The sequence below is a fragment of the Gluconobacter sp. P1C6_b genome, from assembly GCF_018811945.1.
Taxonomy (GTDB): domain Bacteria; phylum Pseudomonadota; class Alphaproteobacteria; order Acetobacterales; family Acetobacteraceae; genus Gluconobacter.
On record NZ_JACRVU010000005.1, the window covers coordinates 13,259 to 27,296 of the forward strand.

General features: G+C 62.3%; 14 protein-coding genes. 4 read left to right on the plus strand and 10 right to left on the minus strand.

Annotation, left to right across the window (positions count from 1 at the left end; genetic code table 11):
• Positions 1-18 precede the first annotated feature (18 nt).
• Both KP701_RS05370 and KP701_RS05375 read right to left on the minus strand, forming a co-directional pair.
• Positions 19-1,251: an alanine--glyoxylate aminotransferase family protein gene (locus KP701_RS05370; protein WP_215746219.1), complete on the minus strand. Its 1,233-nt coding sequence runs from the start codon at positions 1,249-1,251 to the stop codon at positions 19-21.
• Positions 1,248-2,483 carry an allantoate amidohydrolase gene (locus KP701_RS05375; protein ID WP_215746220.1) on the minus strand — a complete coding sequence of 412 codons (1,236 nt, stop codon included), beginning with the start codon at positions 2,481-2,483 and terminating at the stop codon, positions 1,248-1,250. Before KP701_RS05375 ends, KP701_RS05370 begins: the two co-directional genes overlap by 4 nt.
• Positions 2,484-2,583: 100 nt before the next feature.
• Here KP701_RS05375 and KP701_RS05380 point away from each other — a divergent pair, with 100 nt between their 5' ends.
• Genes KP701_RS05380 through KP701_RS05390 form a run of 3 tightly spaced genes read left to right on the plus strand, consistent with a single transcriptional unit; the run spans position 2,584 to position 6,327 of the window.
• Positions 2,584-3,468, plus strand: coding sequence for a LysR family transcriptional regulator (locus KP701_RS05380; RefSeq protein WP_215746221.1), 885 nt, complete (start codon positions 2,584-2,586; stop codon positions 3,466-3,468).
• 13 nt (positions 3,469-3,481) lie between these two features.
• Entirely contained in the window at positions 3,482-5,074 is a 1,593-nt protein-coding gene (locus tag KP701_RS05385) for a gamma-glutamyltransferase family protein (protein WP_215746222.1), read from the plus strand.
• Positions 5,068-6,327 (plus strand): cation:dicarboxylate symporter family transporter, encoded by a 1,260-nt coding sequence (locus KP701_RS05390; RefSeq protein WP_215746223.1) that lies wholly within the window; start codon positions 5,068-5,070, stop codon positions 6,325-6,327. Before KP701_RS05385 ends, KP701_RS05390 begins: the two co-directional genes overlap by 7 nt.
• Here KP701_RS05390 and KP701_RS05395 read toward each other — a convergent pair whose 3' ends face one another.
• The 3 genes from KP701_RS05395 to KP701_RS05405 all read right to left on the minus strand — a co-directional run bounded on the left by KP701_RS05395 (position 6,328) and on the right by KP701_RS05405 (position 8,834).
• Positions 6,328-7,662, minus strand: coding sequence for an AtzE family amidohydrolase (locus KP701_RS05395; RefSeq protein ID WP_215746224.1), 1,335 nt, complete (start codon positions 7,660-7,662; stop codon positions 6,328-6,330). It abuts the gene before it with no gap.
• Positions 7,659-7,838: a DUF4089 domain-containing protein gene (locus KP701_RS05400; RefSeq protein ID WP_215746225.1), complete on the minus strand. Its 180-nt coding sequence runs from the start codon at positions 7,836-7,838 to the stop codon at positions 7,659-7,661. The genes KP701_RS05395 and KP701_RS05400 overlap by 4 nt, the downstream gene beginning before the upstream one ends.
• An 87-nt stretch (positions 7,839-7,925) precedes the next feature.
• Complete coding sequence (locus KP701_RS05405; RefSeq protein WP_215746333.1) at positions 7,926-8,834, minus strand: NAD-dependent epimerase/dehydratase family protein; 909 nt, start codon at positions 8,832-8,834, stop codon at positions 7,926-7,928.
• Between the two features lie 310 nt (positions 8,835-9,144).
• Here KP701_RS05405 and flgH point away from each other — a divergent pair, with 310 nt between their 5' ends.
• Entirely contained in the window at positions 9,145-9,891 is a 747-nt protein-coding gene (flgH, locus tag KP701_RS05410; protein ID WP_215746226.1) for a flagellar basal body L-ring protein FlgH, read from the plus strand.
• A 55-nt stretch (positions 9,892-9,946) separates the two neighbouring features.
• On the opposite strand, the gene KP701_RS05415 is transcribed toward flgH, so the two are convergent.
• From KP701_RS05415 to KP701_RS16530, 5 genes are all read right to left on the minus strand, one after another.
• A complete protein-coding gene (locus KP701_RS05415) occupies positions 9,947-11,188 on the minus strand; it encodes a tetratricopeptide repeat protein (protein ID WP_215746227.1) in 1,242 nt (413 codons plus the stop codon).
• 3 nt (positions 11,189-11,191) lie between these two features.
• The gene (locus KP701_RS05420) at positions 11,192-11,626 is read right to left on the minus strand and encodes a biopolymer transporter ExbD (RefSeq protein ID WP_011252842.1); all 435 of its coding nucleotides are present in this window, start codon (positions 11,624-11,626) and stop codon (positions 11,192-11,194) included.
• Between the two features lie 72 nt (positions 11,627-11,698).
• On the minus strand, positions 11,699-12,124 hold the full coding sequence (locus KP701_RS05425) for a biopolymer transporter ExbD (protein WP_011252841.1): 426 nt from the start codon (positions 12,122-12,124) through the stop codon (positions 11,699-11,701).
• Between the two features lie 4 nt (positions 12,125-12,128).
• On the minus strand, positions 12,129-13,229 hold the full coding sequence (locus tag KP701_RS05430; protein WP_215746228.1) for a MotA/TolQ/ExbB proton channel family protein: 1,101 nt from the start codon (positions 13,227-13,229) through the stop codon (positions 12,129-12,131).
• A gap of 137 nt (positions 13,230-13,366) precedes the next feature.
• The gene (locus KP701_RS16530; protein WP_011252839.1) at positions 13,367-14,035 is read right to left on the minus strand and encodes an energy transducer TonB; all 669 of its coding nucleotides are present in this window, start codon (positions 14,033-14,035) and stop codon (positions 13,367-13,369) included.
• Between the last annotated feature and the right edge of the window lie 3 nt (positions 14,036-14,038).

Sequence of the window (14,038 nt, forward strand, 5' to 3'; positions counted from 1 at the left end):
TTCCGGCCCGAAGACCAATCAGGCTGCGTCCCAGGCAGCGCGGGCGGCATCCACGCCTGCGCCGCGGTTGAGTGTTACGCCTTCGCTGGCCAGCACGGAGTCGAGAGCGGCGAGCGTCAGCAGGACCTTGTCCTTGCGGGCATTGACGCCCATTGCGCCGATGCGCCAGATCTTGCCGGTCAGCGGACCGAAGGATGAGACGATCTCGATCCCGAAATCGTCTCGCATGAGCTGTCGGATGCGGGCATTGTCCACACCTTCCGGAACCCAGACGCCCGTGACATTGTTCATGCGGGTTGTGTCGTCGCCATAAACCTTCAGGCCCATGGCGCGCAGGCCGGCGACCATGGCGCGCCCTGCCCTCACATGACGGGCAACACGGGCTTCCACACCCTCTTCCACGACCAGACGCGCCGTTTCACGAGCAGCGTAGAGCATGGACGTGGCTTCGGTATGATGGTTCATCCGCGCCGGAGACCAGTAATTCATCAGCATCGCCAGATCGAAATAGTTCGACTGAATGACCGGGCCATCGCCCTGCTGCTGGCCGGTGGCGATCCCGGCTTCGTCATGGCGGCGCTTGAGAATCGCGGCAACGGCACGGTCTGACAGCGTAATGGGCGCGGAGCCCGGAGGACCATTCAGACATTTCTGAAGACCGGCCGTGGCGACGTCTATGTTCCAGGCATCGGTCTCGAACGTCATGCCGCCGAGCGTGGCTGTGGCATCTACATAGAACAGCACGTCATGTTTGCGGCAGATGCGACCGATCTCTTCCAGAGGCTGGGCCGTGGTGGTGGAGGTATCGCCATGAACACAGGCGACCAGACCGGGCTGGTGCTCGATAATGGCAGCTTCGATAAGCGCCGGATCGACGACCTGCCCCCAGTCCACATCCACCGTGCAGGGGATACCGCCGCAGCGATGGACGATTTCCGTCAGCAGCAGGCCAAAGCGGCCAAAGCGCGGAATGACGACCTTCATGCCCGGCGAGACCAGTGACACCAGCGCGGCTTCAATGGCCGAACGGGCAGAACCGTTCACCAGCAGCGTCCAGTGGTTCTTCGTGCGGAAGACCTCGCGATACAGGGCCATGACCTCATCCATATAGGCGGTCATTTCCGGGTCCATCTGTCCGATCACGTCATAGGACATGGCGCGGAGGATGCGCGGGTGGACGTTGGTCGGCCCCGCCCCCATCAGCAGACGGGACGGCGGATCGAGCTGGGCAAAAGTTGCGGGATGGGTCATGACTGGAACTCCTTGACGAAGGCAAGCAGCGCGCGGTGGGCGAGATCGACATCTCCCACGCGGACGGTTTCATCGGGATGATGGCTCAGGCCGCCGGGACTGCGAATGAACAGCATCCCCATCGGGCACAGATCGACCATGGCCATGGCGTCGTGACCGGCGCCGCTTAGAAGGCGCTGGGCCGGGCGACCGGTGACGCTCGTGACGGCCCGCGCCAGACCTTCCACCAGTTCAGGTGCGCAGGCGGCGGCAGGCAGATGCTGGGGCGGGTCGAACGAGATCCCCAGACCGCGCCGGGCCGCAATGGCCTGCAAATCGGTGCGGATCGCTTCGGCCATGGTATCGCGGGCTTCGTTGGTTTCGGCCCGCATATCCAGTGAGAAACGGACTTCGCCAGGGATGACGTTTGACGTGTTTGGCGCAACGTCGATCTGACCAACGGTAGCGACCTGCGTGGCGCCGCCTGAGGCACCATTCCGTTCGACAGCCAGGATCATTTCGGCCGCTGCCGCCAAGGCGTCCTGACGCATGCTCATGGGAGTCGTGCCAGCATGGTCGGACTGGCCGCTGATGGTGACGCGCTGACGGGTCTGGGCAGCGATGGCGGTGACGACGCCGATCTCGCCATCCATGCTTTCGATGGCGGGCCCCTGCTCGATATGGGGTTCAATATAGGCGATCAGCTCATCCGGGCGGCGGGCGGCATCTGTCAGACAGGCAGGATCGAGACCGTAACGGATCATGGCGTCGGCCATGGTCACACCCGACGCATCCGTCATATTTTCAGGAATGGACTCGATCAGCCCGGCCATGGCACGGGAGCAGATCATGGGTGCCGCAAAACGCGAGCCTTCCTCATCCCCGAAGCCCATGACTTCGATGGCGAATGGCAGGCGCGTGCCTTCTTCATGCAGGGCCGAAACAAGCTCGATTCCCAGCATGACGCCCAGATTCCCGTCGAAGGCACCCCCATTGCGGACAGTATCGAGATGGGAGCCGATCATCAGCGCCGGAGCGCCGGGCATCAGGCCCTCATAGCGTCCAATCAGGCTCCCGGCCGCGTCCAGACGGGTGGTCAGACCGGCTTCTTCCATCCACTGCGCGACCTGTGCGAGGGTCCGCTGATAGGCGGGGCCGAGCCAGAAACGGAACAGACTGCCCGGTGTCTCGCTGAACGGGACATCCGCGAGAATACGGCACCGCTCGACGGCGCGGGCTCCGTGGGCTGTCATGGGGGCTCCTGTCCGGGAGGTGTCAAGGAAGGGAAACTTTGCGCTCATAACGGAAGCAGATCAAGTTGACCTGCCAATAAATATGGTACCACATATTGGCATGAAAGATCAGATGCATCTCGATCCGTTCCATCTGCAATCCTTTCTCGCCGTCGCGGAGACGCTGCATTTCACATCCGCCGCGCAGAGCCAGGGGGTGAGCCAGTCCACCATCAGCCAGCATGTCAGCCGGCTGGAGGAGCAGCTTGGCACGCGCCTTCTGGCCCGCAGCACCAAGAGCGTCCGGCTGACGGAAGATGGCATGGCGCTGATCGGTCTGGCCCGGCAGCTTCTTCAGTGCGAGGACAGTATTCTCTCCCGTTTCCGTCAGGAAACACCCCGCGGAACGATCCGGCTGGGTGTGACGGAAGACCTGCTTCTGACGCGGTTCCCTGAAATTCTCGGAACATTCCGCGCCTCCCATCCGTCGCTTCAGATCACCATGACGGTCGGTCTGTCAGCATATCTGGCCCGGCTGCTGGATCAGGGGGAGCTGGACGTCTGGTGCGGGATGCGGCGCACGACGGAGACTCGCGGACAGAAACTCTGGACCGAGGACATGCGCTGGTACGCGCCCGCGGGAACAAAATTTCCGGCGGAGCAGTCCATTCCGCTCGTGACATTCCCCGATGGCAGCGTCACCCGACGCCTGGCGATCGAGACGCTCAACAAAGCCGGGCGGGCGTGGCATCTGGCCTTTACCAGCGGCAGTCTCGGTGCGCTTCTGGCGGCTGTGCGCGCCGGATATGGTGTGACCCCGCAACCGGCGTTCCTGCGCAATGCGGAACATCTGCCTCATTGTGCCCCGGGATTGCTGCCGGAAATGCCGCAGGTGGAGTTCATCGCCTCAACCCGTCATCAGACCGCGCAGGGCCCGGAAGAACTGCTGATCCGTACGCTCTGCGCCCATATCCCCCGCCTGCAACCCGATCTCCTGCCCCTGTAAGGATGCCCCCGTCATGCTGACTCCCAATGCCTTAGGCGGAATGGTTACGTCTCCGCATCATCTCGCCAGTCAGGCAGGGCTGGATGTTCTGCGTGAGGGGGGAACGGCGATTGAGGCGGTCGTGGCTACAGCCTCTACGCTGGCAGTGGTTTATCCGCACATGACGGGGCTGGGCGGCGATGCGTTCTGGCTGATCTGCTACCCCGATGGCCGGACCGTGGCCATCGACGCCTGCGGAGCACTGGCCATGGGAGCGGAACACGCGTTCTATGCCGAGGCCGGACACACCACCATCCCCTGGCGCGGCGGTCTGGCGGCCAACACGGTGGCAGGAACGGTTTCGGGCTGGGAAACGGCACTGGAACTGAGCAGCGGGATCCGTGATCCCCTGCCACTAGACCGGCTGCTGCGCGACGCCATCCATTATGCGGAAAACGGGCGTGTAGTCTCCGAAAGCGAAGGAGCACTTCTGGCGCAAAAACAGCCGGAGCTGATGTCGGATCCGACGCTGGCGCGGATCTGTTTTCCCGACGGCAAGCCTTGGACAGCGGGCAGTATCCGCAAATCGCCCGAACTGGCCCAGACGCTGAGGATGCTGAACCGGGACGGGTTGCGGAGTTTTTATAACGGGCCGCTGGCGCGCAGTCTGGCCGCCGATCTTGCCGCGGCAGGCAGTCCGGTCCGGTCTCTGGATCTTCTGGCGCATCGGGCTGAGGTCAAGGAACCGCTGCACGTCCAGACGAGCGATGGCTTTCTTTACAACACCGCCCCTCCCACACAGGGTGTGGCCTCGCTTCTGATTCTGGCTCTGTCGGATCATCTCAGTCGTGCGGACGGGCCGGAAAGCTTTGCGCATGTGCATGGTCTGGTTGAAGCGACCAAGCAGGCATTCCTCTACCGCAACCGCCATACGGATGGCAGCGAACACTCCGAGGCACTGGCCCGGGAACTGCTGGCCGATCCGGCACGACTGGAAGCGATGGCGTCCCGCATTTCCATGACCCACGCCCTGCCCTGGACCGAGAAAACGCAATGGGGCGACACGACGTGGATGGGTGCGATCGACCGTGAAGGCGTTGCAGTCAGCATGATCCAGAGCCTGTATTTCGAATTCGGCTCCGGCGTAATGCTGCCGCAGAGCGGGCTGTTCTGGCAGAACCGCGGATCATCCTTCCGGCTGGCTCATTCGGGCTGGAACATCCTGCGCCCCGGCGCCAAACCGTTCCATACGCTCAACCCCGCTGCGGCCCGGCTGCGGGACGGGCGCACGATGGTCTATGGCACCATGGGCGGCGAAGGCCAGCCCCAGACACAAGCCGCGATCTTCAGCCGGCATGTCCGCTATGGCGTGCCGCTTCAGGAAGCCATCTGTCGTCCACGCTGGCTGCTCGGGCGGACCTGGGGAGACGAAAGCCTGTCGTTCAAGGTGGAACCGGGATTCAGTCCGGGCGTCATGTCGCAGCTTGAGTCAGCCGGGCATACCGTCGAGGCACTGTCTGAGCAGTCCATCATCATGGGTCATGCAGGCGCGCTGATCCGCCACGAAAACGGACGGCTTGAGGGTGCCACCGATCCTCGCAGTGACGGAGCCGTTGCCGCGTGGTGAGAGCTCTGGCCGGAAACCTGTTCGCGCAGGTTGTACTGGCGACGGTGCTCGGCCTTGGAGCCGGGCTGTTCTTCCCGGCTCTCGCGGATGATGTGGGATGGATGACGGCGCTGTTCATGCGCCTCATCATCATGGCGGTCGGGCCGCTGCTGTTCTGTATCGTAACGCTCGGGATCCTCGGCGCCGGATCGCTGAAAACGGTCGGGCGACTGGGGGGACAGGCCCTGCTCTATTTCGAGATCATGACGACGCTCGCGCTTGGCGTGGCGGTTCTGGTGGCGATGGGGCTCGGGATCGGTCAAGGCGTCGGATTTGTACCGACGGCAGAGGACGCCCGGATGATCGCCTCCTATGGCGACCATGCACAGAACCTGCGGGCCGGGGGCATCAGCGGATTCCTCCTCTCCCTCATCCCCCGGACACCGGCAGAGGCCTTCACACAGGGGAATGTGCTTCAAATCCTGGTTTTCGCGATTTTTGCGGGGTGCTGCCTGAGCGGCATGGGGGAGCGCGGCGCACCTCTGGTCCGGCTGATCGAAAGTGTCTCCGAACTGTTTTCGCGCATGATGGGCGTCATCATCCGCGTGGCCCCTCTGGGCGTGTTCGGCGCGATGGTGACGACAACGGCGCGCTATGGGCTGGAGACCATCGGGCATCTGGCCGGCTTCACAGCGCTGTATTTCCTGCTGGTGGGTCTCTTTATCGTTGGCGCGCTGGGCGGGGGGCTTCGGCTGGCGGGCGTCAGTCCGCTGCGGTTTGCGCGTTATTTCCGTGAAGAACTCCTGATTGTCGCCACGACCACGGCATCGGACGCGGTTCTGCCCAGTCTGATGACCAAGCTCGAAAAACTCGGTGTGGAACGTCAGGTCGTGGGGATTGTGGTCCCGGCCGGGTATTCGCTCAATCTGGATGCGCTGTCGATCTATCTGGGGCTGGCGGTCATCTTTCTGGCCAATGCCACCGACACGCATCTGACACTCTGGCAGATCGCAACACTACTGGTGACAGCGCTGATCACGTCCAAGGGCGCACACGGCATTCCAGGTTTTGCTATCGTCATTCTGGCGGCAACGCTGGCGAGCGTGCCCTCCATTCCACCCGCAAGTCTGGTGATGCTTCTGGCCGTGGATTGGTTTGCGGGAATCGCACGGGCCGTGGGCAATTTCGCAGGAAACTGCGTCGCCCCGGTTCTGATCGCCGCATGGGAAAGGCGCCTCGACCACACGAAAATGGCCGAGGCGCTGGATCGCTAATCAGATCAGACGGGCTTCTACCAGCCCGTCCGTTTCCAGCTTTTCCGCCAAGGCAAAAAGCTGGTCCTCACGCCCCGGACGCGCGATCAGCTGGGCACCGAGCGGCAGACCCGCAACCTTCATCGGGACCGTCAGAACCGGGAAACCCGCAAGCGTCAGGGGTTGCGTGTAAAGCCCCAGATTGGCACGGGCAGAGACCATCTTGCCGCCGATTTCGATTTCCGGCTGATCGAAACGTGGCGCCTCGCCGACAAGAGCTGGAGCGAGCAGGATCTCCGTCTTCGCAAAAGCCTCGTGCATGCGATCACGGAACCAGTGACGCAGACGATGGGCCTGAAAGATCAGCGTGGACGGCAGAAGAGCCCCGGCCAGAAGCCGATCCCGGACAGCGGGATCATAGTCTGCAGCCTGGGTGCGCAGACGTCCGAGATGCTGCCCCGCCCCTTCGGAGGCGCTGATGACGAAAGCCGCAGCCCGCGCCCGCGCCACTTCCGGGAGTTCGACGACATCCGTGGCTCCCAGCGCCATGGAGAGCGTATCGATCGCGGTCTGCATCGGCGCAGACATGTTCTCTCCGAACCATCCGCCCAGACGGGCAATGCGCAGACTGCCCACATCCACGTCCGCCAGAGATCTGGCGCAGAGGGCTTCAAAACAGGCTTTCAGGCCGCCTGCACTATCGGCAAACGGACCAACCGTATCGAGGCTCGGCACGAACGGATAACTGCCTTCAACGGACAGACGCCCCTGTGTCGCCCGCAGACCCCAGATCCCACAGAGCGATGCCGGAACGCGGATGGAGCCGTTCGTATCGGACCCAAGACCGATAGAGAACATGCGCGCCGCCACACCCGCTGCCGAACCACCTGACGACCCGCCGGCCAGACGCTCGGGAGCATGCGGATTGCGGGTATTACCGTAATGGGCGTTGATCGTGGCGAACCCGTAGGCAAACTCGTCCATGTTCGTCAGCGCAATGGGGATGGCCCCGGCCGCGATCATGTGAGCAACAAGCGTTGCATCCTGCGTGGCTGGCGGGTCATTGGCGAGAACCTTCGACCCGGCCGTCGTAATTTCCCCACGGACATCGAACAGATCCTTGATGCCAAAGGGCACTCCGGCGAGCGGCCCCGGATCCTGCCCCTGCAGCACTAGGCGATCAACCCGCTCGGCAGCTTCCAGCGCACGATGCATCAGCAGGCGCGTGACGCAATTATAGTCTTTGTCCCGTGCCTCGATATCGGCCAGGGTCTTTACGGTCAGGTCGCGGGCGGAAATCTCGCCTTTGCGCACACTGGCCGCGAGCGCGAGAGTGCGCTGCTGAAGGCCGCTCATGGTTCATACCGGAAGGCAGGTTCGAGGCGATCTGGCAGATCCAGCCCTTCGATCAGCGCGCCGTAGCTGCGCAAAAGCTCAAGGTTGCTCCGTACGCCGGCGTGAAATTCGGCAGGAATGGTCAGGCCATTCGCACGGGCGAGCACCGCGATTTCGGTATCATTGGGGTCTGTCACTATACGCACTCCGGTTGCCGGTTCTGCGGAAAGAATGACAACGCGCTCAGGCGCTGTCCAGCATCTGACGATCTCGAGAGCAGGACCTTATGGCCTGATCCGGTAACGCCAGTCATTGAGAACCGTGACCAGGGTTTCATGCCACGGAATACGCGGCGCCCAGCCCAGTGCGTGACGGGCGGCGACGGGATTGCCCTGCATGGACGGCAGGCCGGAAGGACACGGGATCGTGGCATCGACCTCCAGGGATGCGGAAATCCCGGCAACTTCCAGCAGATCACGCGCCATGGACCGCACGCTTCGGGTTATGCCGGAACAGATGTTCAGAGCCGTTCCGTTCGGCAGAGGCTGGGGAAGAGCGAGCGCATCAATATAGGCGTCACAGGCATCGCGAACGTCGGTTATGTCAAAACCGGCATCCGGGTAACCCACGGTAATAGCCGGGGCCTGCTGTCCCGCCTCGATCCGGGCGACCTGTGCCGCGAGAAACGGCAGAATGGCTTCTTCGTCCTGCGCGGTTCCAGTCTGGGTAAAGGAACGCAGACGCAGACCATGCAGCCCTTCCTGACTCAGGTTTCCGATCGCCAGATCCGCCGCGGCTTTGCTGGACGCATAAGCATTAACCGGCGCAATGACAGCGGACTCGTCGAGCGGCTGCCCCGAGGAAAAGCTGGCGCCGTAAATCTCGGCTGTCGAGACAAACACGAAACTGGCGTGGGGAGCGTGGGTCTCGAAGGTTTCGGCCAGGATGAGCGTTCCATCGAGATTAACGGTCCAGGCCTCAGCATTCTCCGCTTTCGCGCGGGCAACCGAGGATACGGCGGCCAGATGCAGGCAGGCGTCGGGCTTTTCGTCTTTCACGAACCGTTCGACGGCGGCGCGGTCCCGGATGTCCATCGGGTCTTCAAGCAAGACATGCCCGGGAATGCGGTCTTTCAGACGCGCCTTGAGGTGCTGCCCGACGAATCCCTGCCCGCCGGTCAGCAGAATCCGCAGTCCCATTTCAGGACCGAAATGCGGAGAACGTATCCGCAGGGAAAGAAGCTGAAACGATTGGCATGGGGCATTCTCCAGACAGGATGGGCCCGGGCCATCAGGAATGTCGGCCCACGCCACGCTGTTTTCGGCCACATCCTCCGACAGGGCAAGGGTCAAGCGGGCGCCGTCACGCTCAAACAGCCTTCCAGCCAGATGCAGGCGAAGTCCGAGTCTTTTCAATGCGCCGGAATGACGACGTCTTAACAGGTTTTTTACCGTTGTCGTGTTTGCTTGGGATCATACGGAACTGACGGATCTCAACTTTCCCATGCGGCACGCTCTTCGATATTCTGTTCGCACTCTGGGGCTGCTCGGGCTTCTGCCGGTCCTGTCAGCCTGCAATTCCCTCGCGCAGATGTCGGAGATCGGGCGGCCTCCCCGCATGACATCCATTACCGATCCCACGCTGGCCAATGCCTACCGGCCCGTCACCATGCCAATGCCGCCGCTTCAGGCGCCCCCCGACGAGGCAGCGAGCCTCTGGCGTTCGGGGAGCAAGGCGTTCTTCAAGGATCAGCGGGCGTCGCAGGTTGGTGATCTGGTCACGATCATTGTGGATATCACCGACAACGCCGCCTTCAACAACGGAACAACTGCCGACCGCACCGCTGACGAGAAATTCGGCATTCCCAATCTGTTCGGAATCAAGGGCAAGGTCATCAGCGCCATCACCGGAGCGGACAGCCTGAGCACCGCCAGCAGCAGCGATTCCGGCGCCACCGGCAAAATCACCCGCAACGAGACCGTAACCCTGCGTCTGGCAGGAACGATCACTCAGGTCCTGCCCAACGGCAACTTCGTTGTGATGGGAAAGCAGGAAGTCCGGGTGAACAGCGAGTTGCGTGAACTGGGGGTCAGCGGCATCGTCCGGCCGCAGGATATCACTGCGGACAATACCGTGACGCATGACCGGATGGCGGAAGCCCGAATTTCCTATGGTGGCCGCGGAACTCTCACGCAGCTTCAGACGCCCCGCTATGGCCAGCAGGTCATGGACGCGATCCTGCCGTTCTGAACACAAAAAAGCCGGGGCAGAACCCCGGCTTTTTTGTACTTCCAAGACGAGTATCTTACTTTGTGGGACGCGACAGCAGCAACGACCAGAGTTCAGCAACGTCTTTGGCCGGGCCATTACCCTGCACGGAAGCAAAGGTCTTGATGGCTTCGGCCTTCTGTCCACCATCCATCTGCGCCATGCCGTATTCGACCTGAGCCAGATCGGGATAACGCGGGTTTTTGCCCAGACCCGTCTTCATCAGAGCCAGACCGGCATCAACCTGCCCGTTCAGCACCTGATTGTAACCAGCGGTCAGAGCCGGGCCTGCGTTCGGAGCAGAAGCGGCCTGCGTAACGGCAGATGCGAGCTGGCTCCGGTTCGTTGCAGCCTGCTGGGCCACAAAGGCATGAAACTTCGCGTCAGCCGCTGCGGTCGGACCATTACCAAGCGAATGATTGGCATAACCCTGGTTCAGCAGGTTGAGCGCCAGCTGGGGCAGCCCCATCTGGACTGCGCGTTCACCCATATCCTGATAGTCGGACGGATCCTTGAGCACACCGGTCGCCAGACGCAAACGCTCGACGTAGAAAACGAGCGGGGGCGAAAGGTTGGGGTTTGCCACCAGATCATGGATCAGCATCGACCAGTAGTCAGGCTTGGAATAGTACTTGGCCAGCAGGACATAGGCATGCGTCTTGGCATCCGCGTCCTTCAGGTTTGTATAAGCCGTTGCCAGCATCTGAAGCTGGTTCTCGGCCGGAACCTTGCCAGCCTTGATCGTAGCATCGACCTGTTCCTGTGCAGCCTTGGCCGTGCCTTTCCAGTCCTGCTGCAGGTAGTAGCACTGGATCAGCATCGTCTGCATGCGCGGATCAGCGCCGTATTCCTTCAGATAACGCTCGGTCGCCGGGATCGCGCGGGCGTACTGCTTGGCGCTGTAGGCCATGGTGGCCTGCGCCATCAGCATCTGACCCTTGGTAGCCTTCGGCGTACGCGAGCTGTTGATCAGGACATCATAGGCCTTGATGGCAGCATCGGTGTTGCCGGACTGCGCGGCGATGGCCGCACGCATCTGGGCCGTAGTGTAGGCTTCGTAATCGGTCTTGCCCTTGACCGCGTCTGCGGCGTCAACGGCGTCCATCGCCTTGGCATAATTCTTGGAGGCCAGAGCACTCTGGGCCTGCTGCAGATCCTTGCCAACGGCCTGACCGAGGACATCGTCGGCATGGGCGGAGCCGGCAAGCGCGGCGATACCAAAGACACCGGCCAGCAGGAAATTACGGGCGCTCAGACGGCGGTAAAGGGACAAAGACACGAATTACTGTCCTTCCATGAACTGATCCAGACCGACAATTCCAAGCTTGGTCATGCCGAGACGCTGTGCATCCGCCATAACATGGGCCACCGTCTTGTAGTCGGCAAGACGATCGGGATGGATATGCATTTCAGGCTGGTCCGGCATTGCTGCGGCAGCTTCGAAATGGGCCTGAAGAGCGGCCTCGGACGTGATCGGCTCGTTGTTCCAGGAAATGCTGTTGTCGTAGCCGATGCTGACGGTCACGAGCTTGGGTTGTTCGGTCGATGGGGGAGGATTGCCCTGAGGCAGATCGATCGCCACCGAGTGTGTCTGAAGCGGGATGGTGATGATCAGCATGATCAGCAGCACCAGCATCACGTCGATCAACGGCGTGGTGTTGATATCGACAATGCCTTCGTCTTCGTGCGTGCTGTCAGATCCGACGCTCATGCCCATGACGGCGGTTCTCCAAAAGGGTGACGTGAAAGCAGGAACGGGCCGCTTCGTTCAAAACGGCCCGACACGACCTCAGTTCGAGTGAGGCTGCTCGGTAATGAAGTCCACGTGGGCGATCCCTGCTTCCTGGCAGGTTGCAACCACCTGGCCGACTGCCAGATACTTGGCAGCCTGGTCACCGCGGATCTGGATCTGCGGCTGCGGCTTTTTCTTTGCCGCCTCGACGAGGCGGTTCAGAAGTTCGGTGTGGTTCGGGACAAGTGTCGTGTCCCAGAACACCTGACCGTTCGCATTCACGGCCAGGACAACATTGCCCGGCTTGGTCTGCGTCGGCTGATTGGCATCAACCGGCAGCTTGACCTTCACCGTATGCGTGGCGACGGGGATGGTGATCAGAAAGATGATCAGCAGCACCAGCATGACGTCGACGAGGGGGGTGGTGTTGATTGCCGACACCACCTCGTCGTCACCGCCGCCTCCTCCGACGTTCATTCCCATGGTATCAGACCCGCTCGCTGGTGGTGATGGTGGTCGGAACGGACATGCTGCCCTGCTCCGGGCTGACGCCGTGACGGAAGCCACCGATCAGGACGGACTGGATGTCGGCAGCGAAGTTGCGGACGCGATCCATGGCACCCTTGTTGCGGCGGACGAGCAGGTTGTAACCCAGCACGGCCGGAACAGCGGTAGCAAGACCGATGGCCGTCATGATGAGGGACTCACCAACCGGACCGGCAACCTTGTCGATGGATGCCTGGCCGGAGATGCCGATGGCCGTCAGAGCGTGATAGATACCCCAGACCGTACCGAACAGACCGACGAACGGAGACGTGGAACCCACCGTACCAAGGAAGGCTAGACCACCCTGCATACGGGTGTTGATGGTGTCGACCGAGCGCGAGATGGACATTTCGGTCCAGGACGGCAGATCAATCGAGTCACGCATGGAGCCTTCGTGGTGCTCTGCAGCCACGATGCCCGTCTCGGCAATGTAACGGAACGGGGAAGACGGCTTCAGGGCAGCAGCACCGTCGTGAACGGACGGCTTGGTCCAGAACTCACGGGCAGCTTCCTTGGATGCCGCGAACAGACGGCCCTGCTCCAAGAACTTCATGACCATGATGATCCAGGTACCAGCGGACATGATGACCATGATGATCAGGACGCCACGGGCAATCGCGTCACCATTGGCCCACAGGGCGCCAAGGCCATACGGGTTGCCCTGCGGAGCAGGAGCTTCCGGCGTTGCGGTTGCACTCTCGCCCGGCGTTGCGGCCGCGGCAGGAGATTCGTCGGCCGGAGCCGTTGCCGGAGCTGCGCTATCGGAAGGAGCGGCTCCTGCCGGAGCGCCAGCATCGTTGGGTGCTGCAGTAGGCGGGGCGCCAGCCGGATCAGCGGCGGTCGCCGGGGCTGTCGGGTTGGAAGAGGGATCCACCGGAGCCGCTGCGGGAGCACTCTGGTCGGCCGGAGCCGGCTGGGCGAAAGCGACGGCCGGTGCAACGGCACCGGAAGCCAGGGCCAGCGTCAGAGCCAGTGCGCTGGCCCGGACGGCACGCGCCTTCGTCGGAACGGCAAGGGCAGGAAGGCGGAACAGTCTGGTCATGAACTCCATATCCTCGTTAGAGATGCCCGTTTTCGGAGCTTTCTGGGTTGTCGGCCATATGGAGACCGGCCCTTTTCTGAGCCCTGCCAGGCTTGGAGAACCTGACAGGGCAATTCTGTTTGACGGCAATCGAAAGATCAGTCGTCGCCCATCGTAAAGTCGATGTGCAGCACGTGATGATGCTCTGTTACCGGGGCGCCGTTCACGACGGCGGGCTGGTAACGGGCCCGACGAAGGAAGTCGAGCGCACTTTCCACGAACTCGTGGCCACCGCTTGAGCTCACAATGGTGCAGTTCGCCGTCTTGCCTGTCGGAAGAATGTCACACGATGCGGTCACGTGACCTTCGCGATTTTCTTCCATGGCTTCGTCCGGATAGACTGCCTGTGCGCCGTTGATCGGTCGTGCACCAGCCGAATGATCGGGAACTGCATCAGCCGGCGGACCCTGTGGCGGAGCCGGAACGGGCTCTGGCGACGGAGTCGGGCTGGGCGGCACCGGATGCGGCGGCTTGACATGCGTGACCCGCTGGACCGCTTTCGGCGGCGGCGGAACGCTGATCTTCGGCGGCGGAATGTACGGCGGTGGCGGCTGTTCCATCTGCGGCGGCGGCGGTGGTGGCGGCGGCGGCGGCGGCTTGGGCTGTTCCTTGATGACTTCCGTCTTGATAGGCGGCTTTTCCTGGACCAGCTTGCTCACGGCACCGCTCATGAGCGCATAGATCACGGCGCCCATAGCCAGCACGGCCACGACGATCGCGACAATGTAGTCTGTCGGCTTGCGCTGCTGTGCGGCGTAGCTCTTCATGTC

What these genes read in the sequence shown, in the direction of transcription:
- KP701_RS05425 (WP_011252841.1), bottom strand. Translation starts at nt 12,124, where the DNA reads ATGGGAATGAACGTCGGAGGAGGCGGCGGTGACGACGAGGTGGTGTCG.
- KP701_RS05395 (WP_215746224.1), bottom strand. Translation starts at nt 7,662, where the DNA reads ATGAGCGGCCTTCAGCAGCGCACTCTCGCGCTCGCGGCCAGTGTGCGC.
- KP701_RS05420 (WP_011252842.1), bottom strand. Translation starts at nt 11,626, where the DNA reads ATGGGCATGAGCGTCGGATCTGACAGCACGCACGAAGACGAAGGCATT.
- KP701_RS16530 (WP_011252839.1), bottom strand. Translation starts at nt 14,035, where the DNA reads ATGAAGAGCTACGCCGCACAGCAGCGCAAGCCGACAGACTACATTGTC.
- KP701_RS05380 (WP_215746221.1), top strand. Translation starts at nt 2,584, where the DNA reads ATGAAAGATCAGATGCATCTCGATCCGTTCCATCTGCAATCCTTTCTC.
- KP701_RS05430 (WP_215746228.1), bottom strand. Translation starts at nt 13,229, where the DNA reads ATGACCAGACTGTTCCGCCTTCCTGCCCTTGCCGTTCCGACGAAGGCG.
- KP701_RS05385 (WP_215746222.1), top strand. Translation starts at nt 3,482, where the DNA reads ATGCTGACTCCCAATGCCTTAGGCGGAATGGTTACGTCTCCGCATCAT.
- KP701_RS05370 (WP_215746219.1), bottom strand. Translation starts at nt 1,251, where the DNA reads ATGACCCATCCCGCAACTTTTGCCCAGCTCGATCCGCCGTCCCGTCTG.
- flgH (WP_215746226.1), top strand. Translation starts at nt 9,145, where the DNA reads ATGCGGCACGCTCTTCGATATTCTGTTCGCACTCTGGGGCTGCTCGGG.
- KP701_RS05375 (WP_215746220.1), bottom strand. Translation starts at nt 2,483, where the DNA reads ATGACAGCCCACGGAGCCCGCGCCGTCGAGCGGTGCCGTATTCTCGCG.